Annotated in this window: 22 protein-coding genes; 13 read left to right on the forward strand and 9 right to left on the reverse strand. The window is 38.9% G+C overall.

Annotated features, from left to right (window positions below):
• Window positions 1-16 precede the first annotated feature (16 nt).
• The 3 genes from E0H82_RS09190 to E0H82_RS09200 form a co-directional block, all read right to left on the reverse strand.
• Window positions 17-1,885, reverse strand: coding sequence for a SurA N-terminal domain-containing protein (locus tag E0H82_RS09190; protein ID WP_131264356.1), 1,869 nt, complete (start codon window positions 1,883-1,885; stop codon window positions 17-19).
• Between the two features lie 131 nt (window positions 1,886-2,016).
• Window positions 2,017-2,289: an HU family DNA-binding protein gene (locus tag E0H82_RS09195; RefSeq protein WP_004697018.1), complete on the reverse strand. Its 273-nt coding sequence runs from the start codon at window positions 2,287-2,289 to the stop codon at window positions 2,017-2,019.
• A 168-nt stretch (window positions 2,290-2,457) separates the two neighbouring features.
• The gene (locus E0H82_RS09200; RefSeq protein WP_131264357.1) at window positions 2,458-2,922 is read right to left on the reverse strand and encodes a phasin family protein; all 465 of its coding nucleotides are present in this window, start codon (window positions 2,920-2,922) and stop codon (window positions 2,458-2,460) included.
• A gap of 188 nt (window positions 2,923-3,110) precedes the next feature.
• On the opposite strand from E0H82_RS09200, the gene E0H82_RS09205 reads away from it, so the two are divergent.
• The 8 genes from E0H82_RS09205 to fdx all read left to right on the forward strand — a co-directional run bounded on the left by E0H82_RS09205 (window position 3,111) and on the right by fdx (window position 9,261).
• Window positions 3,111-3,758 (forward strand): hypothetical protein, encoded by a 648-nt coding sequence (locus tag E0H82_RS09205; protein WP_131264358.1) that lies wholly within the window; start codon window positions 3,111-3,113, stop codon window positions 3,756-3,758.
• A 112-nt stretch (window positions 3,759-3,870) separates the two neighbouring features.
• Window positions 3,871-4,347, forward strand: coding sequence for an Rrf2 family transcriptional regulator (locus E0H82_RS09210; protein ID WP_016166295.1), 477 nt, complete (start codon window positions 3,871-3,873; stop codon window positions 4,345-4,347).
• Window position 4,348: 1 nt separating this feature from the next.
• Window positions 4,349-5,566 carry an IscS subfamily cysteine desulfurase gene (locus E0H82_RS09215; RefSeq protein WP_131264359.1) on the forward strand — a complete coding sequence of 406 codons (1,218 nt, stop codon included), beginning with the start codon at window positions 4,349-4,351 and terminating at the stop codon, window positions 5,564-5,566.
• Between the two features lie 101 nt (window positions 5,567-5,667).
• Window positions 5,668-6,054, forward strand: a complete 387-nt coding sequence (iscU, locus tag E0H82_RS09220; protein ID WP_116760828.1) for a Fe-S cluster assembly scaffold IscU — start codon at window positions 5,668-5,670, stop codon at window positions 6,052-6,054.
• A gap of 36 nt (window positions 6,055-6,090) precedes the next feature.
• Complete coding sequence (gene iscA / locus E0H82_RS09225) at window positions 6,091-6,411, forward strand: iron-sulfur cluster assembly protein IscA (protein ID WP_116760830.1); 321 nt, start codon at window positions 6,091-6,093, stop codon at window positions 6,409-6,411.
• A gap of 87 nt (window positions 6,412-6,498) precedes the next feature.
• Window positions 6,499-7,014, forward strand: coding sequence for a Fe-S protein assembly co-chaperone HscB (gene hscB, locus E0H82_RS09230; RefSeq protein ID WP_131264360.1), 516 nt, complete (start codon window positions 6,499-6,501; stop codon window positions 7,012-7,014).
• 34 nt (window positions 7,015-7,048) lie between these two features.
• Entirely contained in the window at window positions 7,049-8,908 is a 1,860-nt protein-coding gene (hscA, locus tag E0H82_RS09235) for a Fe-S protein assembly chaperone HscA (RefSeq protein WP_131264361.1), read from the forward strand.
• 14 nt (window positions 8,909-8,922) lie between these two features.
• Window positions 8,923-9,261 carry an ISC system 2Fe-2S type ferredoxin gene (fdx, locus tag E0H82_RS09240; protein WP_116760836.1) on the forward strand — a complete coding sequence of 113 codons (339 nt, stop codon included), beginning with the start codon at window positions 8,923-8,925 and terminating at the stop codon, window positions 9,259-9,261.
• Between the two features lie 97 nt (window positions 9,262-9,358).
• Here fdx and E0H82_RS09245 read toward each other — a convergent pair whose 3' ends face one another.
• From E0H82_RS09245 to E0H82_RS09260, 4 genes are all read right to left on the reverse strand, one after another.
• A complete protein-coding gene (locus E0H82_RS09245) occupies window positions 9,359-10,762 on the reverse strand; it encodes an adenylate/guanylate cyclase domain-containing protein (RefSeq protein WP_131264496.1) in 1,404 nt (467 codons plus the stop codon).
• Between the two features lie 122 nt (window positions 10,763-10,884).
• A complete protein-coding gene (locus E0H82_RS09250) occupies window positions 10,885-11,319 on the reverse strand; it encodes an HIT domain-containing protein (protein ID WP_131264362.1) in 435 nt (144 codons plus the stop codon).
• Between the two features lie 223 nt (window positions 11,320-11,542).
• On the reverse strand, window positions 11,543-15,001 hold the full coding sequence (mfd, locus tag E0H82_RS09255; protein ID WP_131264363.1) for a transcription-repair coupling factor: 3,459 nt from the start codon (window positions 14,999-15,001) through the stop codon (window positions 11,543-11,545).
• Window positions 15,002-15,182: 181 nt separating this feature from the next.
• Window positions 15,183-15,539, reverse strand: a complete 357-nt coding sequence (locus tag E0H82_RS09260) for a hypothetical protein (protein ID WP_131264364.1) — start codon at window positions 15,537-15,539, stop codon at window positions 15,183-15,185.
• 741 nt (window positions 15,540-16,280) lie between these two features.
• Between E0H82_RS09260 and putP the strand changes: the two genes are divergently transcribed.
• Window positions 16,281-17,792 carry a sodium/proline symporter PutP gene (gene putP, locus E0H82_RS09265; RefSeq protein WP_131264365.1) on the forward strand — a complete coding sequence of 504 codons (1,512 nt, stop codon included), beginning with the start codon at window positions 16,281-16,283 and terminating at the stop codon, window positions 17,790-17,792.
• A gap of 45 nt (window positions 17,793-17,837) precedes the next feature.
• On the opposite strand, the gene E0H82_RS09270 is transcribed toward putP, so the two are convergent.
• Window positions 17,838-18,329 carry an Lrp/AsnC ligand binding domain-containing protein gene (locus E0H82_RS09270; RefSeq protein ID WP_131264366.1) on the reverse strand — a complete coding sequence of 164 codons (492 nt, stop codon included), beginning with the start codon at window positions 18,327-18,329 and terminating at the stop codon, window positions 17,838-17,840.
• A 118-nt stretch (window positions 18,330-18,447) separates the two neighbouring features.
• On the opposite strand from E0H82_RS09270, the gene putA reads away from it, so the two are divergent.
• The 3 genes from putA to E0H82_RS09285 all read left to right on the forward strand — a co-directional run bounded on the left by putA (window position 18,448) and on the right by E0H82_RS09285 (window position 23,969).
• On the forward strand, window positions 18,448-22,197 hold the full coding sequence (putA, locus tag E0H82_RS09275) for a trifunctional transcriptional regulator/proline dehydrogenase/L-glutamate gamma-semialdehyde dehydrogenase (protein ID WP_131264367.1): 3,750 nt from the start codon (window positions 18,448-18,450) through the stop codon (window positions 22,195-22,197).
• A 222-nt stretch (window positions 22,198-22,419) separates the two neighbouring features.
• A complete protein-coding gene (trmA, locus tag E0H82_RS09280) occupies window positions 22,420-23,502 on the forward strand; it encodes a tRNA (uridine(54)-C5)-methyltransferase TrmA (protein WP_131264368.1) in 1,083 nt (360 codons plus the stop codon).
• A gap of 239 nt (window positions 23,503-23,741) precedes the next feature.
• Window positions 23,742-23,969 (forward strand): hypothetical protein, encoded by a 228-nt coding sequence (locus tag E0H82_RS09285; RefSeq protein ID WP_026441170.1) that lies wholly within the window; start codon window positions 23,742-23,744, stop codon window positions 23,967-23,969.
• 66 nt (window positions 23,970-24,035) lie between these two features.
• Here the strand turns inward: E0H82_RS09285 and E0H82_RS09290 are convergent, their stop codons facing one another.
• Entirely contained in the window at window positions 24,036-24,761 is a 726-nt protein-coding gene (locus E0H82_RS09290) for a phosphodiester glycosidase family protein (protein WP_213073961.1), read from the reverse strand.
• Window positions 24,762-24,932: 171 nt separating this feature from the next.
• Between E0H82_RS09290 and E0H82_RS09295 the strand changes: the two genes are divergently transcribed.
• On the forward strand, window positions 24,933-25,469 hold the full coding sequence (locus E0H82_RS09295; protein ID WP_131264370.1) for a lecithin retinol acyltransferase family protein: 537 nt from the start codon (window positions 24,933-24,935) through the stop codon (window positions 25,467-25,469).
• Window positions 25,470-25,509 lie beyond the last annotated feature (40 nt).

The following is a 25,509-nucleotide window of genomic DNA, read 5'->3' on the forward strand; positions in this document are numbered from 1 at the left end:
TTTTATTACCGTATTTTTATTTAATCTTCGCTTGGCTTTTTAAATATTGAGTATAGTCATCAAGCTCTTGCTGACCACGGAGTTGCTGATAAAGCTTCGCTAACTCAGTCAACTGTTCTGGTGTCAAAGCATTTGCAGCAGTCTTATTCACATTGGAAATTGCAACCACAACAAATTCATTAGGTAAAGATGCAGTTGTTACTGACCACATACCCGCTTTAGGTGCAGGAACACTAAATGCTGCTCGCTCAATCTGACGCTTTAAGCCTTGCGAGCGGGTAAACACGCCAGCATCTTCAAAACTTAATTGATTTTTAGCCAAAACCGTTGCAGCAGGTTGAGTTTTAAACTCATCCAATGCTTTTTGGATCTTCGCTTTTGCAACTGCAGCCGCCTTCACTTCAATCAATTTTGCTTTCACACGTGCGCTTGCTTCAGCTAAAGTTTGTTCACCAGCTGCATGATAATCACGTACTTTTACCCAAACCACGTCACCATTAGCCAATTGAATGTTACTCGAAGCATTGCGATCGCCATTTTTCACATCATCATTAAAGAGTTTAGCTTTAACATTTGCCTGACTTAAAACTGGATGCTGCATGCCTAAAGTTAAACCTTTAATGGATTGAACCTGCACACCTTTAACCTCTTGAGCCACAGTATCAAGTGCGTCACTACCCACTACCATTTCATTCAAGTTATTTACAGTATCAGAGAATGCATTCGCCGTTTTTGCCTTTTGCACTTCAGCAATTAAACGCGGCTTTTCAGTTTCAAAAGATGGCAATTTCATTGCAGGTGCTTCAGCAGAAATAATATGATAACCATATTGGGTCTTCACTGGTGCAGACACTTGACCTGACTTTAATGATGCAACTGCTGTATCAAATGCAGCACCAAATACCCCTTTATCATAGGCAGCAATAACACCACCTTTAGATTTTGAGTCGGTGTCATCCGAATACTTCTGAGCAGCATCATTAAAGCTCATACCTGCTTTAATCTGTGCAGCCACACTGTCAGCTAATTTTTTCGCATCAGCATCTGAGCGCGAATCAGCTGTAATAAGAATATGTTTAACTAAAGGCTTAACTGTAGACTTCTGAGATTCAACAAACTTTGTATAAGCTTGTTGTAATTCTGCATCTGAAATTTGCACATTCGCCGCAGGTACATTAGTTGGACTTAAAACCACAAAATCAACATCTACACTTGCAACTTGTCTAAATGCATTTTTATGTTTGTTATAATAATCAGAAACTTCTTGCTGGCTAACTTGAATGCCTTTTTTATAATCATCAAGCTTGATACTTGCCAAATGAATCGTACGTTGCTCAGTTTGCAAATTCGCAATTTGTTGAAGATCAACCTTACTCACCAAGGTGTAATCCATCACCATTGATGTCATCATTTTCAATGCATGATCTTGGCGTAAATTTTCAATCAATGCTTGGCTTGTTAAACCTACTGATTTTAAATAATTTGCATAAAGTGCTTCAGAAAACTTGCCGTTTTCTTGCAAGCTTGGTTGTTGTGCAATCATTTGCTCAATTTGAGCATCGCTCAATGAAATGCCCAATTTTTCTGCTTGTTGTAATAATAAGTTACGGGCAATCAACGACTCTAAAGCTTTATCTTTAATAAAAGACTGATTCAACAATGTTTCATCGCCATTTACATAAGATAAGTATTGCTGACTATAAGACTTTGTCGCATTTTCCAGCTCTTTATTGCTGATTTCTTGCCCATTCACTGTTTTTGCAGTGTCTTTAGAACTACCACTACTAAAATATCCTTCAATACCTACAAGTGCTAAAGGGGTCAAAAACAAAATGAGCAGAACTTTGCCCAACCAGCCCTTAATAACTTTACGAAAAGATTCCATAAGTATTCCAATATTTTATTTGTGCCGCATTTTACCCGAAAACCTGATATGAATGAATGCGTTTAGCCATCAAATCAGCATTATTAATAAAAAACGCGCCGAGAAGGCGCGTTTGGTAATCTGTTAAAAGATTAAGCTACAGAATCTTTTAAACCTTTACCTGCTTTAAAGCTAGGAACTTTGCTGGCTTTAATTTCAAGAGTCGCACCAGTTTGTGGATTACGACCTGTACGTGCAGCACGTTCTTTTACATTAAAAGTACCGAAGCCCACAAGTGTAACTGTATCACCTGATTTAAGCGCTTCTGTGATTGAAGCAATTGTCGCGTCTAAGGCTTTACCTGCATCAGTCTTAGACAATCCCCCTTTTTCTGCAATTGCATCAATTAATTCTGATTTATTCATGAAGATGAAGTCCTCTAATATCGTTTATTTAAGGTTCAAGGATATAGTTTAAATTACCATAACGCCTTTATAGCAATGCTTTAGGGGAGAACGCAATACTCCTCTTAAGCTTTTCTATAAATTTAATCGTAAATTAGACTGGAAAAAATAGGAAACTCTCCAAATCTGTCACTTTTTTTCAATTTTTGCTTTCAATTGTTCATTTTCTAGAATTAACGCATCTACTTTGCTATGTAATTGTAAAATCAAATTTTCCAAATGTTGAATATCTTTTACTGTGACCAAACCAATTCGATTTAGCGAATGGTGCACACTATGATCAATTAATTTTTCCACCTTATCCTTAGTATCAACAACAGACTCTTTAGCTTTTTCAGAAACTTTTTCGACCGTTTGGTCAGCAATTTCCGTTGTTTTGGACTCAAGCTCTTCACCAACTTTAACCAAAGAGTCAAATAGCTTATTTCCCTCTTCTTCCGCTCTTGAAAAAGCACCCAAACCTGCCAGCCAAATTTGTTTGGTATATTTTCTAAAATCCAAACCTGACTTCGAGCGCTGCCTTAAAGCTGTTTTATTCAGAGTTTCCGTAGGAATACCAAGATCATCTTCGTCTATTTTTGTCGTTTTATTCATTTGAGCCACTCCTGCCTACTTTATGTCCTGTTCAACACTGTATTTATATAAATAGACTCATCATAGCAAACTTAACACTTGATCGATTTGCAAAACTGTTCTACAAAGCAGGTTTAATATGCAATTTATTTCAGTCCTCAAACACATACAATGAGATAGGACTTTTTTACCCGCAAGGATTAGGTTTTATGAGCGATTCGCAACAAAGACAAAATCAACCACATTTGTTGCTGACAACATCCATGATTGTTTTAGAAACGATTTTTACTTTTGTGGTTAAGCGTGATGCTGTGGTTGCACTTCAAGCCAAAAAATTCGTAGATCAAAAAATCGCAATTAAAATTAATAGCTACGTCCCTTATTTCGACTTTTATGTACAATTTAACGAACATGGTATTTTGTTTGACACTAAAGCTCCTGAAAAAGCTGTAGATCTAGATGTTAGAACTACGCTAATGGATTTAATTAAGATATTTGTCTTTGCCAACAGACGCAGCATTAAAACCATGCGTATAGATGGTGACATTACACTTAAAGATGAATTTCGCGATTTAGTACTACTTTTCAGTGCACCTAAAGTACTAGCCGACTGGAAACAATGGTTTTTAGAGCCTGTTGACGAAGAAAATATTACATCGTCAAATAAACGGGTTGCCCCACTCTTAGAAAAGATTGATCAGCAACGTTCTAAAATCAACTCACTCCAAGTTGAAGTAAAACAATATAAAAATCGCATACGTCGCTTAGAACAAAAACAAAAGCGCATTAACATTGCTTTTTTTGTAATCACAGTACTCCTGATTAGTTTATTTGTGTATAATATTTGGCTTCCATAAATCACTATTTTTAATATTAATTAAAAGAAAAGAATTGGTCTTAAAAAAACTTGACTATTTTAGTCAGGATTCATAGAATCTACACATCTAGTCTAAACATGTGTATCGAATCATGCGCTTAACAACTCGCGGTCGCTACGCGGTGACTGCTCTACTTGATCTAGCTTTGCAGCCTACTGAACAAACGATCACACTAGCCGAAATTGCAGCTCGCCAAACTATTTCCGTTGCATATCTTGAACAACTTTTTGCCAAGTTAAAACGCCATGGATTAGTTTCTAGTGTTCGTGGTGCGAATGGTGGTTATCACCTAGCTCGCAGCGCTGAAGACATCACTGTGTTAGAAATTATTGAAGCTGTAAATGAAACTGTAGATGCAACACGTTGTGACCACAAAGGCAACTGTCAAAATGGTGCAATGTGTTTAACACATGATTTATGGCAAGAACTCTCTCACCACATTGCCGATTATCTCGCTAAAATCACACTTGCTGATCTTGTAGCTCGTGACAACGTACAAACCGTTGCTATTCGTCAAAACACAGCATCTTTTGATTCAGCCCTTTTATCGGTTACAGGTAGTATTTGAAATGAAACGTCCAATTTATCTTGATTATGCAGCAACCACCCCTGTAGACCCTCAAGTTGCAGAACGCATGATGGAATGTTTAACTTTCGATGGTACTTTTGGTAATGCGGCTTCACGTTCTCATGCATACGGTTGGCAAGCTGAAGAAAAAGTTGAATATGCACGTGAACAAGTTGCGAATTTAATCAAAGCAGATCCTCGCGAAATCGTTTGGACTTCTGGTGCAACTGAGTCTGACAACCTAGCATTAAAAGGTGTAGCTCAGTTTTATGCTTCTAAAGGCAAGCATATCATCACCAGTAAAATCGAACACAAAGCAATTTTAGACACTTGCCGCGAACTAGAAGCTGAAGGTTTTGAAATTACTTATCTTGAACCATTACCACAAACAGGTTTAATTACCCCTGAAATGGTACAAGAAGCGATTCGTCCAGATACCATTCTTGTTTCACTGATGATGGTGAACAACGAAATTGGCACCGTGACTGATGTTGCTGCTATTGGTGAAATTACTCGCGCTAACAAGATTTTCTTCCATGTTGATGCTGCTCAAGCTGCGGGTAAAGTTGAAATTGATTTGTCTACCTTAAAAGTAGATTTAATGAGTTTCTCGGCACACAAAATTTATGGCCCTAAAGGCATCGGCGCATTGTTTGTTCGTCGTAGCCCTCGTGTACGCCTAAAAGCACAAATGCATGGTGGTGGTCATGAGCGTGGTATGCGTTCTGGTACTTTACCAACACACCAAATTGTAGGTATGGGTGAAGCATTTGAACTTGCAGGCAAAAACTTGGTTGCAGAACAAACTCGCTTACGTGTGTTGCGTGACAAACTTTGGAATGGTTTACAAGATCTTGAACAAGTATTCCTTAATGGTCACCCAACTCAAAACGTTGCCAACTATTTAAATGTGAGCTTCAATTTTGTTGAAGGTGAATCATTAATGATGTCACTCAAAGATGCTGCGGTTTCTTCGGGTTCTGCATGTACATCTGCAACTTTAGAACCATCTTATGTACTTCGTGCATTAGGTCTTTCTGATGAGTTGGCTCACAGTTCAATTCGCTTCAGCTTTGGTAAATACACCACAGAAGAAGATATTGATCATGTGTTAAGCGTGACCCGAGCTGCTGTTGATAAGTTACGTGAACTGTCTCCGCTTTGGGATATGTATAAAGAAGGTATAGATCTTTCTACAGTCGAATGGGCTGAACACTAATTCTACTCTTTCAATGAGATCATCTCGCATGAACTCATTGATTAAACCGAATTTAACCCCATATTAATATTAACGCTGACCCCGAGGTTTGGAGAAGCATCATGGCATATAGTGAAAAAGTAATTGATCATTACGAAAACCCCCGTAATGTTGGTGTTTTAGATAAAAACGCTGAAAATGTTGGTACTGGTATGGTTGGCGCACCAGCTTGTGGCGACGTTATGCGTCTTCAAATCCAAGTTAACGACGAAGGTGTAATTGAAGAAGCTCGCTTTAAAACTTATGGTTGCGGTTCTGCAATTGCATCAAGTTCTTTAGTGACTGAATGGTTAAAAGGTAAAACTTTAGACCAAGCTCAAGCCATCAAAAACATTGATATTGCAACTGAGCTTGCACTTCCACCAGTAAAAGTTCACTGCTCTGTACTTGCGGAAGATGCAATTAAAGCTGCTGTTGAAGACTATCGCAACAAGCAAGCCAAAGCTTAATTGTTTCAAAATCAGTGAAAGAATAATGGAGTTTTCATGATCAATTTAACTGAAAATGCTGCAACTCATATCAGCAATTACTTAAAGAATCGCGGTAAGGGTGAAGGTATTCGCGTTGGTGTGAAAACTTCTGGCTGTTCAGGCTTAGCATATGTACTTGAATTCGTTGATGAAGTTGATACACATGATGAAATGTTTGTACAGTTCGGTGTTAAAGTCTTTGTAGATCCAAAAAGCCTAGTCTATCTCGATGGTATGGAAATGGACTATGTTAAAAATGGTCTAAATGAAGGCTTCGAATTTAACAACCCGAATAAAAAAGGTGAATGCGGTTGCGGTGAATCTTTCACGGTTTAACCTCCTATTACCTTCTTCCTTAAAACAGTGTCTTTACACTGTTTTAATTCTATTTATTTACATGAAATTATTGCGGATCCATCTTCCATGAATCATTTTGAGTTGTTTAACCTCCCAGTAGCGCTCGATATTGATTTAGCAAGTTTAAAAAGTGAATTTTTAAAACTGCAGCAACAATATCACCCTGATAAAGCTGAAGATAAAGATCAAGCTTTGATTAAATCAAGTGAAATCAATCAAGCATTCAAAGTTTTATCTCATGTGGATAGCCGTGCTGGTTACTTGTTAGCGCTCAAAAAACAAGATCACCATTTAGATCAGTCGATTAGTGATTTTGAATTTCTTCAATCTGCGTTAGAAATACGTGAGCAACTTGATGAAGCATCATCAACTGAAGATCTCAGCTCTCTTAAAAAAGAAGTTTTTCAATGGATTGATGGTTTAATTCGAGAATTCAAAATCGATTACACGGATGAAGATTGGTCCGAAGCACGTGACACCGTCAGAAAATTACGTTTCTTTCAAAAAGTCATGCTCGACATAGACAGAGCTGAAGATCGTTTCTTGGAAGATGATAGTTTCGATCTTGATGATGATTTCTAATTTTTTAAATTTTGCTGCTCAAAGGATGTAACGCATGGCACTCTTGCAAATTGCAGAACCGGGGCAATCAAGTGCACCTCATGAACACCGTATCGCGATTGGAATTGACCTAGGCACAACCCACTCTTTAGTCGCAACTGTGCTTTCAGGAAAAGCCAAAGTTCTTAACGATGAACAAGGTCGAGTGTTACTTCCTTCTATCGTTCATTACACCCAGCATCAAGCCCATTATGGCGATGATGCAAAACCGTTTATTACCACAGATCCTAAAAATACCATTGTTTCTGTTAAACGGTTTATGGGACGATCTAAAGCTGACATCAAATTTCAACACCCCTACACACTTGTGGGTGAAGACCATCAAATGCCAGCATTTGAAACTGCACTAGGTCGTAAGACTCCTGTTGAAATTTCTGCTGAAATTTTAAAACAACTGAAAGACCGCGCTGAAGAAAGTCTCAAAAATCCAGTTAATGGTGCTGTTATCACGGTTCCTGCTTATTTTGATGAAGCTCAACGCCAAGCAACACGTGATGCTGCCCAACTTGCAGGCTTAAATGTTCTTCGTTTATTGAATGAACCAACAGCTGCGGCCGTTGCTTACGGTTTGGATCAAGAAACCAATTTAGCAACTGATCGCAACTATGTGATTTACGATCTGGGGGGCGGTACATTTGATGTTTCTATTCTTCGTTTTTCGCAAGGCGTATTCGAAGTTTTAGCAACAGGTGGACATACCGCATTAGGTGGTGATGATCTTGATCGTCTGATTGTGAAATGGGCAAAAAAACAACTCAACATCGAACTTCTTAATGATGCTGAATATGCACATTTTGTTGTAGCAGCACGTAAAGCAAAAGAAGCCTTATCAGATGCAAATGAAGTTGAACTTAAACTTCTTGATCAATCATTACAACTTGATCGCCCTACTTTTGAATCGATTATTCAAGTTGCACTTGATAAAACCATCAGCGTTTGTAAACGTGTCATGCGTGATGCTAAATTAGAACTCAATGACATTCAAAACGTGGTTTTAGTGGGTGGTTCTACGCGTTCTTATGCTGTTAAAAAAGCAGTTCAGAGCGTATTCAATCAAGAACCTCTATGCACCATTAACCCCGATGAAGTGGTCGCAATTGGCGCATCCATTACAGCCAACCAATTAATTGGCAACTCAACTGATGGCTCATTACTCTTAGACGTTACCCCACTTTCACTTGGCTTAGAAACCATGGGTGGCTTAGTTGAACGCCTGATTTCTCGTAATACTGCAATTCCTGTTGCACGTCGTCAAGAATTCACCACCTATCAAGATGGTCAAACCGCCATGTTGATTCATGTGGTACAAGGCGAACGTGATTTGGTCGAACATTGCCGTAGCTTAGGTCGTTTTGTATTGCACGGCATTCCACCAATGACAGCAGGACAAGCGCGCATTGAAGTAACCTTCCAAGTCGATGCAGATGGTTTACTCACTGTAGCTGCAAAAGAAACTACTTCTGGTGTACACGCACAAATTGATATTAAGCCATCATATGGTTTATCTGAATCAGACACTGAGCGACTATTACTTGATGGCTTTAAGTATGCTGAAGAAGACAAAAATCTTCGCCACCTTCAAGAAACTAAAGTAGAAGCACAGCGTGAACTTGAAGCTTTGGTTCAAGCCTTGAAAGTTGATACGCATCTTCTAAGCACCGAACAGCTTGACCTACTGAATACAGCAAAGACTCAGCTAGAGACTCAGCTACAAGGTGAAGATATCAAAGCAATTGAACAAGCAATTGAACAGCTTAAAATACACAGTGATAATTTTGCCGCATTACGCATGAATCAACATATTGATGCTGCATTAAAAGGCACTAAACTCGAAGACTGGTCAAACTCAAACTAATTAAGGTAAAGATTATGCCACGTATTAAAGTACTTCCACATGCGCAATTCTGTCCAGAAGGTGCTGAGTTTGAAGTTGAGCAAAATGCAAACTTATGTGAAAGCTTACTCAAGAACAATATCCGAATTGAACATGCCTGTGACATGTCATGCGCATGTACGACTTGCCACGTTATTGTTCGTAAAGGTTTTGATAGTCTTGAAGAAATGAATGATGTTGAAGCCGACTTGCTAGACCGTGCTTGGGGCTTAGAACCTGACTCACGCCTGTCATGCCAAGTCGAAATTGTTGATGAAGATTTAGAAATTGAGATTCCTAAATACACCATCAACCATGCTTCAGAAAATCACTGATCCTTTCTTATGTAAAAAACCACGCGAATGCGTGGTTTTTTATTATTCAACTTTTTTATTTTATATAAAAATGATATTAATTCTGCATCATTTAGATTTAATGAGTATGTGTATTTTCAATAGACTGAATCACTTCATCTTCAAGCTTTAGCTTCACAACACCCTGTGAATTAGTTAATTTTTGCTGAGTTTGAATACGCTTAATCATTTTATCTAACACAGTGATCAATTCAGGATACTCGAAGTTTTGCACTTCATCCAAGTTTAACAATAAGTGAAAACCTTTGTATTCATAATCAAACCAACGCTGGTAATCTGTTTTTTGAGAAGTATACTTCTCCATCACCTGCCAAGTTCTCACAGGACCCTGAATCCCTTTCAAATAAATGGGTGATTTAGGCGCACACAAATAATCATTTTTAATCAGGTTGTAGGTATCATCAGAAATTAAAATTTCATCAACTGCTGCGGCACTCTGTAATCGAGCTGCCAAATTCGCATCACGACCCACAATCGTATAAGCCATACGATGTGCAGCACCATAATTCCCTACGTGACAATAACCAGTACTGATTCCCATACGAATATGCAACGGAGGATAACCCATTTTAATCCAGCGTTCACGAAGCAATTTCATTTGCTGACGCATAACCATTGCCATTTCTACACAGGTTTTTGCATCTTGCTCTACACCTTGTGTATTTGGATCACCAAAGAAAATTAAAATAGCATCGCCCATGAATTTATCAACAGTACCTTCATATTGCTTGGCAATTTCGGTCATGTGACTTAAATAATCATTAAGTAAGTAGGCAAGATCATCTGGAATTAGCGTTTCAGATAGCTCAGTAAAACCCTGAATATCGGAAAAAAAAACTGTCATTTTTTTACGCTTGTATTCAATTTTGGCCTCCGACTCTCCTTTCATGATCGATTGCCATAGCTGTAGCGGCGCATAACGACTGAGTTGATTTGCGAACTCCATATAGCGATTCATTTGATTATAATAATATTCACGCTTGGTATGGATATAGCGAATGCGGCGGCTTTGATAAATAATTCCAACACCAAAATAGGTGATTAAACATAAAAATGAAAGAACCGTCAGTTCTGACGATGTATGTTCGAAATACTCACCAAACCCAAAAATAAAAATATTACCAAAATAAAAGACAGCAACGCCAAACACACAAGTGAGCATGGCCGAGAAAAAAGAAACTTTTGTATTAATAGATGAGAATAAAATTGCAAAAATTGCAGTAAAAGTCAGCACTAAACTTAAATGCACGGCCGACAACATAATTGCAATAACCACTACATCAATCGCAAATAATGTATTGCGCTTGGTATGATAACCAAACTTGAAGTCTAACCAATTCGAAAGCTTAGGAAGAATTAATGCCACAATTCCAAGCAGAATTGGTACATAAATTTGATATTTGGTTTCTGGGGATGTGTAGTGATAAACAACTAAAAGTAGAGATAGCATTGCATATCCCATCACACGATGAAGATATTCAAAATGCTTAGGGTCTCTATCTATCCAATTGCTTAATGATAGCACTACCTACTCCAGAACCCGAATCTAATCACAATTCATCCATAAACAAAGATTTTCTGGGATCAATCCATGCGCCAGTCAAATGGCATGTCACCTTGACCACGTAGAGCAAGCATTAATGTTTGACGCATATGCGCAAGAACTTCATTGGTATATGGAACTGCTGGTGTACCCCAAACTGGTTTAGGCCAAACCACGTCATTTTGATAACGGACAACATGATGAAAGTGCAACTGAGGAACCATGTTACCTAATGCTGCAACATTCATTTTATCAGCGCGAAATACACGTGAAAGTTGACTAGATAACCAACTTGATTCGCGCAAGAACTGCTCTTGATCTGCTTGACTCAATTCATATAGCTCAGTTATTCCAGGTACACGTGGAATAAGAATCAGCCAAGGAAACTGCATATCATTCATTAAACGACATGTAGAAAGCGGAAAATCGCCTACCAAAAACGTATCTTGAGCAAGTTGTGGATGCAAACTAAACATATCTTTATAAATGATGGAAAATTAGAATGATGGTTAATACTATCACATCAAACTAGAGCTGAGTATTCTATAAAAGGTGTTTCATTACAAATAAAGCACTATTTTATATGATATTGATCACATTTAACACTTTAATAATTTTTCTAAATAAATCAATTGCTTCTTCGGCTATCATTCCAATCTTACTTTTAGAAAGTCAAGCCAAAGAAGCGCGTTCTAGAGACTAATTTAACTCTTTAATCAAACTCTCAAGTAACTCATTAATAAATTGGATTCTTTTTTGAAAATCTTCCAACATCACCATGACTTTTAGGCGCTGACCACCTTCCATTCTGAAGAAGGTCGGATGTTTTTGCATCATACTAATGATACTCATCGCCTGCACAGGTGTATCTTGTGAAAATTCAATATAGCCACCATTGGTATTAATATCGATTTTAGTAATACCAAGGTGTTCGGCTTTCAGACGCAACTGATGCACAGCAAACAATTGCTTGACAGGTTGTGGTGGAATACCAAAACGATCAATCAATTCCATACGAATATTATCGAGTTTTTCTTGATGATCTGTATTACTAATACGCTTATAAAAAAGGAGTCGTTGATGAACATCCCCCAAATAATCATCTGGAATTAATGCAGGCATATGTAAATTGATCTCAGCCGTTAATGACAACGGTGCATCAAAGTTTGGTGTTTTACCCTTCTGAATGGCTTTGGTCGCTTTTTCAAGCATTTCCATATACAAGCTATAACCAATTGCTTGCATAGAACCACTTTGCTGCTCACCGAGTAATTCACCCGCACCACGAATTTCAAGATCTTCCGTCGCCAACATGAAACCCGCACCCAAGGTTGCAGCACGTTGAATGGCATCGAGTCGTTTTTCTGCATCACCTTTTAGTCCTTTAATGGAAGGCACTAACAAATAGGCATAAGCTTGGTGATGCGAACGTCCAACACGTCCACGCAATTGATGCAATTGTGCCAATCCCAACTTATCGGCACGTTCAATTAAGATTGTGTTGGCATTTGGGACATCAATCCCTGTTTCAATAATGGTTGAACAAACCAAGACATTATATTCTTTATGGTAAAACTGCTGCATGACTTGTTCAAGTTCACGCTCTCGCATTTGCCCGTGCGCTACAGCAACGCGTGCTTCGGGCACAAGTTCACGAAGATTTTCTGCCGCTCTTTCGATGGTCTCAACTTCATTATGCAAGAAGTAAACTTGTCCACCGCGTAGCAGTTCACGCAGAATGGCTTCTTTCACTGATTCGGACGTATGCTCCTGCACAAAAGTTTTTACAGCTAAGCGGCGTGCAGGTGGTGTAGCAATAATCGATAAATCACGCATACCACTAAATGCCATATTCAAAGTCCGCGGAATTGGCGTTGCGGTAAGAGTCAGCATATCCACATCGGCACGCATCGCTTTGATTCTTTCTTTATCACGCACACCAAAACGATGTTCTTCATCTACAATCATTAGACCGAGATTCTTAAACTGGACATTCTCTTGCAGAATCTTGTGGGTACCCACCACAATATCGACTTTACCTTCGGCTAAATCTTCAATGATTTTGAGATGAGTTTTACTAGAACCAAAACGCGACAATACTTCTATACGAATTGGCCAATCCGCAAAACGGTCTTTGAATGACTCAAAGTGCTGCTGAGCCAATAAGGTGGTCGGAACCAACACAGCAACTTGCTTATTATTTTGGACTGCTAAAAATGCTGCACGCATAGCAACTTCAGTTTTACCAAAGCCAACATCACCACAGACCAGTCGATCCATAGGTTTGGCAAGCTGCATATCATGCAACGTTGCTTCAATGGCATTCGCTTGATCTAAAGTTTCTTCGTATGCGAATCCACTCGCAAATTGCATATATAAGCTTTGATCTAATTCAAAACTGATCCCTGGTTTAGATTGACGACGTGCCTGTATATGTAGCAGTTCTGCTGCCACATCATGAATTTGTTCTAAGGCTTTACGTTTTGCCTTATTCCAAGCATCTGTACCCAGTTTATGTAATGGCGCTAAATCAGGATCACCACCACTATATCTACTGATTAAATGCAGATTCGTTACAGGAACATAGACTTTGGCCGCATCTGCATAATCAAGTTGCAAAAACTCATGTTCTTGCTCATCGATACTTAGCGTAATTAAACCTGCATAACGCCCAACGCCATAATCAATATGTACTACTGGTGCACCAATACTCAGTTCAGTCAAACTTTTAATTAAGAACTCTTCTGAAACTTCTTGCTGACGTTTACGTCGGCGCTGTACTACACGATGCTCATAGAGTTGATTTTCCGAAATTACACTCAGTTGACCTCGTACAACCAGACCACGATCAAGTGGTGCGTTGGTAATTGCAATTGCTTGTAAAGATTGCTGGAAATCAGCAAAGCTTTCGACACTTGGAATATCACCCAAAAAAGGGCGCAAAGCATCTTTTAAAGTTTCGCGCCGACCTGCACTTTCTGCGACAAGCAATACTGGATGGTTCACTGCATCTAAATATTGCTTTACAGCAGCAAAAGGTTTTTCTTGCTTAGGGTCAACCGCTAAACGTGGTGGAGTTTCAGTATCTAAATTGATTGCACCTGCGCGTTCTTCTACCGCTTCGGCAGACGCAATGACACGGGAAAACTTATTTAATTGTTCTATGACCACGTTTGGCGAAAGAAATAACTCTTCGGGTGGCAAGATAGGATGATCAACATTGTGCCGACGGTCTTCATAACGGCGTAAAACTTCTTTCCAGAAGCTCGATATCCCCTCGTCTAAGCCATTATCCGTAATGACAGTGCCATTCCGTGGTAAATACGCCATAAGCGTACTTTGGCTTTGCATCAAAGACTTATCAAAAAACAGCGGTAAATAAAACTCAATACCTGGCGAAGCAATCCCTTCGAGTACATCTTGATAAATTGGGTTCTTTTTCGGATTTGCCGTTGGAAAACTTTCCGCGTAACGGTCTCTAAATAAAGAACGTGCTTCTTTTAATGGAAATTCCTTGGCTGGGAGTACACTAAATTTTTCTAAATTTTGCGTGGTACGTTGGGTTTCAGGATCAAAAAATTTTAAGCTTTCAATTTCGTCATCAAAAAGGTCGATTCGTATAGGTGAATTTTGACCCGATGAAAAAATATCCATAATACTGCCGCGAACAGCAAATTCACCATGATCATATACCGTATCGACCAGATGATAGCCTGCCTGAATCAAGCGCAGTTTTTGCTTTTCAATATCAAATTTTTGTCCAATCTGAATATCAAAATGCTCCCCTAACACCCAAGACGTTGGCGCAACCCGCTGTGCCAAAGTCGAGGCGGAAACCAACAATACCCCTTGCTGCGGCATGTTGGATAAAATAGCCAAACGTTCCGAAACAATATCCTGATGAGGAGATAAGCGGTCATAAGGTAAAATTTCCCAATCTGGAAAAATAGTGGGTTTTAGCCCATAAAATTCAAGTTCACTTTCCAACTGCGCTAAGTGCTGACTATTTCGTGCAACAAGAATAAAAAGTTGCTGATGTTTTTTTGAGATTTCTTTAAATAATAGTGCAGCAGCTGAACCTTGTAATTGTCCAATCCAGCGTTTGTCACCTGCTTTCAACTTAGACAGATTGAGTTGAGCAATTTCTTGTTCGAACATGTAGATCGCTTTTTAGAGATAAGTCACTTAATTACAATCTTATCATGCAGCTAAAAGTACATAAAATTTTTATGCAGTTATATAGTCACTGAATTCAACCGAGCGATGACAACATACATGGCGATTACATTGAAAAATTGCATGCTTGAGGTAGAAAATTCTCCTTACTCATGTTCGACGCCTATTTATCTCGAATAAAATTACGATAGTAATCATTCAGCTTTTTCACAATACTCTTAAACTGGAGTAAATTTTCTTCAGTATTGCCTAAACGTACGACAAATTTCTGCTGTGTAATTTCCAAATCAATCTTTTCATTAATCAACATGGCTGCGTAATAAAGTGCTTGCAGATCATCAAACTTATTTAAACGACGGTTAGAAAAATATTCTAGCCGTTCGGACAATTCCTGATTTAGAACAATTTCGCCTACAATATAGCCCTGCTGTGGATCAAACTGAATCGCGTGTTCTAACAAGTAAGCTTCTTCTTCTTTCACTTTAGAACTTTTAAATACATCTTTAAGCTTGTTCAGCATCTCAGCACATCCCGCCAACCTTTTGAATGACTATTATATAGTGCAAATACTTAAGTCTTTCGTTCGGCACGATTTAAGAGCTAGTTTTTATTCACTTAGACCATCAATGCGCTATAGTCGTACCATGCAAATATTGTGTTCAATCTAATTTTCACCACTATAAATGGAAATAAGACGGGTACTTTTACCCTCCCAGTCTCTTCACTATTTTGAAGTAAAAAAATCATTGGTAAACTATAGAATAACTATACAAATGTAGAGTATAGAAGTGTAAAATCAAACTTGGCAAAATTTAATTGAAAAATATAGCAATATCAAAATTGCTCTAAAAAAGCTTAATTTTTAAGTTTCATGGCTTGATTGCTGCAAAAGAAAAAGTCAATTAAAGGTATCTAACTAATATTTCTTGCAAATAATGACAAATCTTATTGTTATTTTATGTAAACAAAATCATTTTTTTAAAGAAATCCCATCTTTATAGGCTAAATTACCATCAAATATGGTGAATAATCATCTTTTCAAAGCATTCATTCTTAAAAAAAGCCTTTTTACATATGCTCAGTATAATTTTTTGTCATTTTTAGTTTTGTAACTAAAATTACATTTCGCTACACAAAATGACTATAAACACCCTAGAAATGTAACAGTAAGTAATTTTGCTTTTATGATTGAATCACCTCCTCGCTATTGCAGCTCAAAAAATCATCTTGGATTGATGGTTTTAGTACAAAGGATGGGCATATGAGTCAAGTGAACCCTACATTAATCACCTTTATTTTTTACATTATCGCAATGGTCGGTATTGGCCTATATGCCTATAAGGCAACTTCAGATTTCTCTGACTACATTTTGGGTGGACGTAGTCTTGGAAGCGTTGTAACTGCACTTTCTGCAGGTGCATCGGACATGAGCGGCTGGTTGCTCATGGGTTTACCAGGAGCAATTTACCTCTCTGGTCTCTCTGAAGCGTGGATTGCTATTGGTCTAATTATCGGCGCATGGCTAAACTGGCTTTTAGTGGCAGGACGTTTACGTGTTCACACTGAATTTCAGAATAATGCACTGACCTTACCAGATTTTTTCACTGGTCGTTTTGGTGATAAAAAGCGTGTATTACGTATTATTTCAGCATTCGTTATTTTAATCTTCTTTGCTATTTACTGTGCTTCGGGCATGGTTGCTGGCGCACGTTTATTCGAAAGCTTATTCGGATGGAACTACTCTACTGCCCTTTGGATTGGTGCACTCGCAACAATTTCATATGTATGTATTGGTGGTTTCCTTGCAGTAAGTTGGACGGATACATTCCAAGCAGGCTTAATGATTTTTGCCTTGTTGTTGATGCCAATGATTGCTTATCTTTCTATTGATAACCATAGTCAACAGTTTGGTGTATTGCTTGAAACTGCTCGTCCACAAGCGTGGAATATGCTTGAAGGACTGAGTACCGTTGCCATTCTATCATCAATGGCGTGGGGCTTAGGCTATTTTGGTCAACCACATATCCTTGTACGCTTTATGGCAGCCGATTCTGTGAAGACGATTCCAGCTGCACGTCGTATTGGTATGGCTTGGATGATTTTATGTCTTGGTGGTGCAGTAGGTACAGGCTTTATTGGTATTGCTTACTTCCAACAACACCCAGAACTCGCAGCCGTTGTTTCTCAGAACCCTGAAACAATTTTTATGGAATTGAATAAAATTTTATTTAATCCATGGGTGGCTGGTATTATCCTTGCTGCAATTCTTTCAGCTGTTATGAGTACTTTAAGCTGTCAGCTTCTAGTTTGCTCAAGTACCCTAACTGAAGATTTGTACAAAGCATTTATCCGTAAAAATGCAACGCAAAAAGAATTGGTTTGGGTTGGTCGTTTGATGGTTATCAGTATTTCTATCCTTGCGATTACTCTTGCTCAAAACCCAGACAGTAAAGTTTTAGGTTTGGTGGCTTATGCTTGGGCTGGTTTCGGTGCTGCATTTGGTCCATTGATTATCTTGTCTTTGTTCTGGAAGCGTATGACACTGAATGGTGCAATCGTGGGTATTCTTGTCGGTGCAATTACCGTGATCGTATGGAAAAATACGATGGGTTATACTGGCTTGTATGAAATTATTCCAGGCTTCATTCTATCGTTCATCAGCATTATTGTTGTGAGCCTTCTTGGTAAAGCGCCAGAGAAAGAAGTTATTGACCGTTTTGAACAAGCAGATGCTTTTTACAAACGTGAAATGGCTGAATTGAAGAATAAATAATTCTTCGTACAGTTAAAAAATAAAGGGGCTAATGCCCCTTTATTTTTATCTACTCTTTTTAACTTTAAGGTTTAACTTCGCACTTTCTTTAATCACTTCCATAACAGGATAGCTTCGGGTTTCTTTAATACCGGGTAACTGCCAAAGCACCTGCCCTGATATTTTACGAAACTCTTCCATACTGGCGCAGCGGATCTTTATAACAAAATCAAATCCACCACTGGTCATGTGACATTCGACAATTTCTGGATACTGCATCACTGCCTCACAGAACTCATCTAATACATTTGGTGTAGTTTTATCGAGTAAAATCTCTACAAAGACCACAAAATTTGAGTTCAACATCGCAGCGTTTAACTTAGCTTCATAACCAAGAATAAACCCATCTTTACTGAGCTTCTGTACCCTTGCCAATACTGCCGTTGGTGACAAGTTCACTTCTTCTGCCAATTTAATATTCGATATTCGACCATCATTTTGCAGAATATCTAAAATTTTAATATCCGTTCGATCAAGCGATAAAATTTGGCTAGACATCTGAATTAATCTCTAAAAATAAGGGAAACTATAGTGAGTTATTCGGGTTTATTTCTGTGATCATTAATTATATACGGCAATTTGCTTAACTCAATCTTTTCAGTCACAGGAAGTTGGCATGAATACGATCATCTCCCCAATTGATGGAACAAAGCCTCATCAAGACTATATTACGCTTTTCAAAGAAAAGACTGCTTATGAAACAGAGATAAACACTGCGTGGCGCCGTGCCGAATCTGAATGTGTTGAAAATCTACTTGAGCATAGCAAAATTTCAGATGAATTGAATACGCGTATTCAAGACTTAGCGTTTAACCTTGCACACACTTTACGTGAACGTAAAAGTTCTGCGGGTAAAGCAGGTATTGTACAAGGTTTATTACAAGAGTTCTCTTTATCTTCTCAAGAAGGTATTGCGCTCATGTGTCTTGCTGAAGCGTTATTACGTATTCCTGATACTGCCACACGTGATTTACTCATCCGTGACAAAATTAACCAAGGTAACTGGAAAGATCACATTGGTCAAAGCAACCTAATGTTCGTTAATGCCGCTGCGTGGGGCTTAATGTTAACAGGTATGCTGATGGAAACACCGAAGCAAGCTAGTCTTTCGAGTATGCTGACTGGCTTAATTGCACGTAGTGGTCGTGGCGTAATCCGTAAAGCTGTAGACGTTGCTATGCGTATGATGGGCGAACAATTCGTTACTGGCGAAACCATCAAAGAAGCATTAAGCAACGCTGAACGTCTGGAAGATAAAGGTTTCCGTTATTCATACGATATGCTGGGTGAAGCTGCATTAACAGATCACGATGCAGAACGTTATTTCGATGACTACACCAACGCAATTCATGCAATTGGTCAAGCATCAACAGATAAAGATGTTTATAGCGGCCCGGGTATCTCTATTAAGCTTTCTGCTTTACACCCGCGTTACCAACGTTCACAGACTGAACGTGTACATAACGAACTTTATAGCAAAGTTTTGGAATTGGCTCGTTTAGCGAAAAACTACAACATTGGTTTAAACATTGATGCTGAAGAGTCTGAGCGTTTAGAACTTTCTCTTGAACTCTTAGAGCGTCTTTGCTTCGAACCAGAATTGGCGGATTGGAAAGGTATCGGCTTTGTTATTCAAGCGTACCAAAAGCGTTGCTTCTACGTTGTAGACTATGTGGTTGATCTTGCTAAGCGTAGCAACAAGCGTCTAATGATCCGTTTGGTGAAAGGTGCTTACTGGGACAGCGAAATCAAGAAAGCACAAATCGAAGGCATGACTGACTATCCTGTATTTACGCGTAAAGTACATACTGACTTGTCTTATATTGCTTGTGCGAGAAAATTACTGGCTGCACCAGATCAAATTTACCCACAATTTGCGACGCATAATGCTCAAACTGTTGCCACTATTTATGAATTGGCAAAACCTGAACAATATTATGTCGGTCAATACGAATTCCAATGCTTACACGGCATGGGTGAACCTTTATACGAGCAAGTCGTTGGTCCAAAATCTGAAAAGAAATTAGATGTTCCTTGCCGTATTTACGCACCAGTGGGTACGCATGAAACTTTATTGGCTTACTTAGTACGTCGTTTACTTGAAAATGGTGCTAACACCTCTTTCGTAAACCGTATTGCCGATAAGAGCTTGAAGATTCAAGACTTGATCGAAAATCCACGCGAAGCAATCTTAACTGCTGCGAAACAAGAACAAGCGGTTGGCTTAAAACACCCTGCTATTCCATTACCAAAGAATTTATATGGTGCATTGCGTCACAACTCTTCAGGTGTCGACTTAGCTAACGACAGCGAATTATTGAGTTTAGACACGACAGTTCAAAACTTAATGTCTCAGCAATGGGCTGCTCAATCAATGGGTCCTGGTTTAGCTGAAATTAACGCAGCAGCAGAAGTCGCTGTAATCAACCCTGCTGTCCATACAGACAAAGTTGGTAGCGTAAAAGAAGCTTCTGCTGAACATGTGAATCTTGCGCTGACTAATGCTGCGAATGCACAAGCTGCTTGGGTCAATACGTCGAAAAATGAACGTGCTGCATGTTTAAACCGTGCTGCTGACCTAATGGAAAGCCGTATTCAAGAGCTGATGGTTCTGTTATGCCGTGAAAGTGGTAAAACGTATGCCAATGCGATTGCCGAAGTACGTGAAGCGATAGACTTCCTTCGTTACTACGCTGCACAAAGTATGAACTTAGCTGCAAATGCACAAATTGAGTCATTAGGCACAGTATTGTGTATTAGTCCATGGAACTTCCCTCTTGCAATCTTTAGTGGTCAAATTTCTGCTGCGCTTGTTGCAGGTAATACAGTTATTGCCAAACCTGCTGAACAAACGCCACTTATTGCTGCTTTAGCCATTCAAATGCTTTGGGAAGCAGGTGTACCAGAAGCGGTTGTACAGTTAATTCCTGGTCGCGGTGAAACTGTTGGCGCACAACTCAGTGCCGATCCACGCATTCAGGGCATCATGTTCACTGGTTCTACTGAAGTTGCGAAAATTCTTCAGAAAACAGTTGCGAAGCGTTTAGCTACAAATGGTCAACCGATTCCGTTAATTGCGGAAACAGGTGGTCAAAATGCCATGATCGTTGATTCATCTGCTTTAACTGAACAAGTTATTTTAGATGTTGTGAACTCTGCTTATGACAGTGCTGGTCAACGTTGTTCTGCATTACGTATTTTATGCGTACAAGAAGACAATGCTGAAAGTGTAATTCGCATGCTGAAAGGTGCCATGAAACAGTTAACTGTAGGTAATCCTGCATTGTTAAAAACTGATATTGGTCCAGTCATTGATGCCGAAGCACAAACCAATATCCAAAACCACATTCAAAAAATGCGTGGTAAAGGTTATGCGGTTCATCAGTTCATGCATAACGACAATGCTGATGCGAGCCTGACTCAAGGTACATTCATTCCACCTACGTTGATTGAATTGCCAAACTTAAACGACCTTGAGCGCGAAGTCTTTGGTCCAGTATTACACGTAATCCGTTACCCACAAGGTAATGTGAAAGCTGTAGTCGATCAAATCAATGCGAAAGGCTACGGTTTAACCATGGGTCTACATACACGTATTGATGAAACCATCAACACTGTCATTAGCAACTCAGAAGTGGGTAACTTGTATATCAACCGCAACATCGTTGGTGCTGTTGTTGGCGTACAACCTTTCGGTGGTGAAGGCTTATCTGGTACTGGTCCTAAAGCGGGTGGTCCACTCTACTTGTACCGTTTAATGCAAGAATGCAGCGCGAAACAGTTAAGTACACCATTTGCAGTAGGTAAAGTATTACAGCCTGCACCGAAAAATGAAGTACATGAACAGTTCTGTGCATGGGTTAAACAGCAATTCCCACAAGTGAAATTGCCTGAAGTCCCTGCGCTTGCTTCTGGTCAAGTGTATGAACTGAACGGCCCTACAGGCGAAAGCAACCAATATACGATTGTTGCACGTCACTGTGTATTGTCTCTTGCAGAGCAAGAACAAGACCAATTGGTTCAATTAAATGCAATTTTTGCAGTGGGTAGCCAAGCTGCTGTACTTGCAGACAATGTATTTGCATTAAAACATATGTCTTCTATGCCTAAAGCTGTTGCTCAACAATTCAAAGTAATCCAAAGCATTGCAACGGGTGATTTTGATGCGGTTCTACACCATGGCACAACAACTCAGGTACTTGAGTTACAAGCAACCATCGCTCAACGTTCAGGTGCGATTGTGGGGATTACCCATTTACAGCCTGCGGAACAAAACATTCCAGTTGAACGTCTTGTGATTGAACGTGCAATCAGCATTAACACTGCTGCTGCGGGTGGTAATGCAAGCTTAATGACCTTGAACTAAGGTTTAAAGCATCCTGTTAAAGGGTTATCTTTCCCTTACCAAGCCATTACTGGTCTAATGGCTTGGTTTCTTTTTATTTGAGAAAAGCATATTTTCTCCATATTCATCTAACCGTTACCCAGTTCTTTAGATTTTCATTCGAAGTTGCCGAATTCGCTTAGTCTTCTTCAGTAAACTTTGTTACCATCCCTGTTTTCTACGTTTTATAATTTTTGACTGCATATGACTTCATCTTATCAGCAACAACTTGATGCCAAAGTTGAACGTATTTCTGCACAATTTGCCGAATTCAATCCTCCTTCACTTGCTGTATTTGCATCTCCAGAACAACATTTTCGTATGCGTGCAGAATTTCGTATTTGGCATACAGATGAAGATATGTTCTATGCGATGTTTGAGCGCGACGAACAACAACAAAAACAAGTCATTCGTATTGATGAATTCCCAATTGCTGATGCCAGCATTAATCAACTGATGCCAGTGCTTTTGGCAGAACTAAAAAGTCATGATGCCCTTTCAAAACGCTTATTTGAAGTTCATTTTTTAGCGACTTTAAAAGGTGAAATGCTTGTTTCACTGATTTATCGCTGCCCACTTGACGAACAATGGCAAGTTTTAGCTAAACAGCTTGCGGAAAAACTCAATATTAAAATTATTGGTCGTAGTCGTGGTCAAAAGGTTGTGCTTTCTGATGAATTTGTGGTCGAGGAACTGCAAGTTTTTGAGCGTAAATACAAGTACAAACAAATTGAAAGCAGTTTTACTCAACCCAATGCTCAAGTCTGCCAAAAGATGTTGGAATGGGCATGTAATGCAGCAAAACACACGAACAAAGACTTATTAGAACTGTATTGTGGTAATGGCAACTTTACACTACCGCTTTCAATGCATTTTAACCGTGTTTTAGCTACTGAATTAGCAAAATCATCTGTCTACGCAGCGCAATGGAATATTGAACAAAATCAGATTGATAACATTCAAGTAGCACGACTATCTGCTGAAGAGTTTACCCAAGCCTATAATGGCGAACGTGAATTTAGACGCCTACAAGAAGCACAAATTGATATCAGCAGTTATGATTTTGATACGGTGTTTGTCGATCCACCTCGTGCAGGTATTGATGATGAAACATTGAAACTGTTGCAGCGTTTTGAACGCATCATCTATATTTCCTGCAACCCAGACACTTTACATGACAATTTGAAGCAACTGACTCAAACCCACAAAGTGACTCAATTTGCCTTATTTGACCAATTCCCTTATACACATCATGTAGAATCGGGTGTGTTACTAGAAAAATTGTAAAAATTAATTTTACTAAAACATCATATCCTCAAGTCATTTAAAACAATAACTTGAGGATTTTTATTTGAAATAAAGTAGTTAATTTCACCATACATTTAGACCTGTCATAAAACCGTTAAATCTTGCCATTATGATTGAAATTTTGCGTGTTCAACTGCTGCTTTTATCACTTAGACCATCTTGCATTATTTATAAAATTGGCTATATTTCGTTCTATGTTATTCATGAATGAAGGCTCTATGAGTTTTTGGCAAAAATTGTTTGCTGCACCGCAGCAGTTGAATGAGCATAAAAATCAAATCGCGTGTGTCGAAAATGATTGCTCATGCAAAACAGATGAACAACTGTTAAAGGCTCTTGCTCAAGCCACAGATGACGATGTCATCATTGGCATTAAACGCGTTTTAGCCTCTCGAGGTTATAGCCGCAAAGAGCTAAACGAAATCACCCGCTCACCATTACAGTGATGCCGATTTCGTCATTAAAAAGCATTGGTTAAACCAATGCTTTTTTATTTTCAACTTCAAAATTTTCTAGCGGCAAGTCTGATCTTCAATATAGGCCAGCATCGGCCCAGACGGACTACTCTGAGTATTGATATCCTTCTCAGCCAGATACATCGCTGAAATTGAACCATCTAAATATAAAGCTTGCTCTAACTTGAGCTCGTTTTGCATAAAACTCGCCAAAGTATAAAAATTCACAGCTTGCTCAGTCAGCACAAAATACAATACTTGATCTTTTATCCCCACGGCGTTACGTATTTTCAAGGATGTGCTTTCTGCCATGAAAATTGGATTGATTCGTCGATTAAGCACCAACATCGGTCCAGACTGCGTCGCATAATCAGCGTTGAATTTCTTCTTGGTATATTGCGAACTACTTAAAATGATCGCCTGTTTACTGTTCCATGCCAGAACACCGTTTGGCTTTAAATAAAAATTTCCCCAACCTCGATGCAGATTCAATGGATATTGCGCCTGCCTTTTTTCAAGGTATAAACCAACAGGATTGAAATTCGAATGAAACATACCTGCATTCATTGCAAATAGCATGCCCTCACATGGTGCTAGTTGCATTGGTATATTGGTGAAATAATTAATGGGCGTTTTACGCTCCTGTTGATTTAAAAATAAACGTAGCTTTGCCAGATCATGCACTTCGACCACTGTAAAATTGAGATCATTATATTCACGCGTATAACTTTTAACTTGTGCCTCAGATTGTACCGATAACAAACTGAATAGGAGTATGAACACAAGCTGAATCCTTTGCCTGAATTTTGTATACATACCATCAAACACTCTTTAGCCGCTTATTTTTATTTTATTGCTTTTTGTAGCATTCATATTCAACTATTCACCTATCTCCATCATTCCAAGTAAACTACATGCTAATATACAGCCGTAGTTTATTCGTTTAGTGTAGCAATGCATCAACAGAAAAAACCGTTTCCTATTGGGGCACATTTGGTGGTAAAACACTTCGCCTACTCCCATCATGGGATTTATATTGGGCGTGGACGTGTTATCCATTATTCAGGTTTTGCCCACTTCTATAAAAAAAGACCGATTGAAATTACGACTCTGGCAGAATTCTGTCATGGTAAAAAAATTGATGTCGTCCAATACCAACAACCTAAATATTCAGGTCGCAACGTCGTGCGCCGTATGCGCTCACGTATGAAAGAAAACCACTATCACCTGATTATGAACAATTGTGAACATCTTTGCACTTGGGCAATTACTGGGGTAGAAAGCAGCCCTCAAGTGGTTCGTATGATGAACCGATTAACCACGATTGGTTATGTCAGTTCAATTATGAGTTATATGAACAGTATGCTGCTGACCATTACCACGACTTGTTTTGCACTTGCGCTTTACATTAAAAAGAAGCTGCGTGATAAAGCAAAAATGCAAACAAAAACCTATTTATTCCTTAAAGATCAGGAACACAAAAATCGTTAAGTTGATGTTTAAAAGTACCATTTTCTCGTTTCAAGCTATT

The sequence above is a fragment of the Acinetobacter sp. ANC 4910 genome (assembly GCF_004331035.1).
Taxonomy (GTDB): Bacteria; Pseudomonadota; Gammaproteobacteria; order Pseudomonadales; family Moraxellaceae; genus Acinetobacter.

Excerpts from the sequence above, each read along its gene's own strand:
- E0H82_RS09285 (WP_026441170.1), top strand. The coding sequence starts at position 23,742 with ATGAGTTTTTGGCAAAAATTGTTTGCTGCACCGCAGCAGTTGAATGAG.
- mfd (WP_131264363.1), bottom strand. The coding sequence starts at position 15,001 with ATGTTCGAACAAGAAATTGCTCAACTCAATCTGTCTAAGTTGAAAGCA.
- E0H82_RS09260 (WP_131264364.1), bottom strand. The coding sequence starts at position 15,539 with ATGCTGAACAAGCTTAAAGATGTATTTAAAAGTTCTAAAGTGAAAGAA.
- E0H82_RS09270 (WP_131264366.1), bottom strand. The coding sequence starts at position 18,329 with ATGTCTAGCCAAATTTTATCGCTTGATCGAACGGATATTAAAATTTTA.
- E0H82_RS09295 (WP_131264370.1), top strand. The coding sequence starts at position 24,933 with ATGCATCAACAGAAAAAACCGTTTCCTATTGGGGCACATTTGGTGGTA.
- fdx (WP_116760836.1), top strand. The coding sequence starts at position 8,923 with ATGCCACGTATTAAAGTACTTCCACATGCGCAATTCTGTCCAGAAGGT.
- E0H82_RS09200 (WP_131264357.1), bottom strand. The coding sequence starts at position 2,922 with ATGAATAAAACGACAAAAATAGACGAAGATGATCTTGGTATTCCTACG.
- E0H82_RS09190 (WP_131264356.1), bottom strand. The coding sequence starts at position 1,885 with ATGGAATCTTTTCGTAAAGTTATTAAGGGCTGGTTGGGCAAAGTTCTG.
- E0H82_RS09205 (WP_131264358.1), top strand. The coding sequence starts at position 3,111 with ATGAGCGATTCGCAACAAAGACAAAATCAACCACATTTGTTGCTGACA.
- hscB (WP_131264360.1), top strand. The coding sequence starts at position 6,499 with ATGAATCATTTTGAGTTGTTTAACCTCCCAGTAGCGCTCGATATTGAT.
- putA (WP_131264367.1), top strand. The coding sequence starts at position 18,448 with ATGAATACGATCATCTCCCCAATTGATGGAACAAAGCCTCATCAAGAC.
- E0H82_RS09210 (WP_016166295.1), top strand. The coding sequence starts at position 3,871 with ATGCGCTTAACAACTCGCGGTCGCTACGCGGTGACTGCTCTACTTGAT.
- iscA (WP_116760830.1), top strand. The coding sequence starts at position 6,091 with ATGATCAATTTAACTGAAAATGCTGCAACTCATATCAGCAATTACTTA.
- hscA (WP_131264361.1), top strand. The coding sequence starts at position 7,049 with ATGGCACTCTTGCAAATTGCAGAACCGGGGCAATCAAGTGCACCTCAT.
- E0H82_RS09215 (WP_131264359.1), top strand. The coding sequence starts at position 4,349 with ATGAAACGTCCAATTTATCTTGATTATGCAGCAACCACCCCTGTAGAC.
- E0H82_RS09250 (WP_131264362.1), bottom strand. The coding sequence starts at position 11,319 with ATGTTTAGTTTGCATCCACAACTTGCTCAAGATACGTTTTTGGTAGGC.
- trmA (WP_131264368.1), top strand. The coding sequence starts at position 22,420 with ATGACTTCATCTTATCAGCAACAACTTGATGCCAAAGTTGAACGTATT.
- iscU (WP_116760828.1), top strand. The coding sequence starts at position 5,668 with ATGGCATATAGTGAAAAAGTAATTGATCATTACGAAAACCCCCGTAAT.
- putP (WP_131264365.1), top strand. The coding sequence starts at position 16,281 with ATGAGTCAAGTGAACCCTACATTAATCACCTTTATTTTTTACATTATC.
- E0H82_RS09245 (WP_131264496.1), bottom strand. The coding sequence starts at position 10,762 with ATGGGATATGCAATGCTATCTCTACTTTTAGTTGTTTATCACTACACA.
- E0H82_RS09195 (WP_004697018.1), bottom strand. The coding sequence starts at position 2,289 with ATGAATAAATCAGAATTAATTGATGCAATTGCAGAAAAAGGGGGATTG.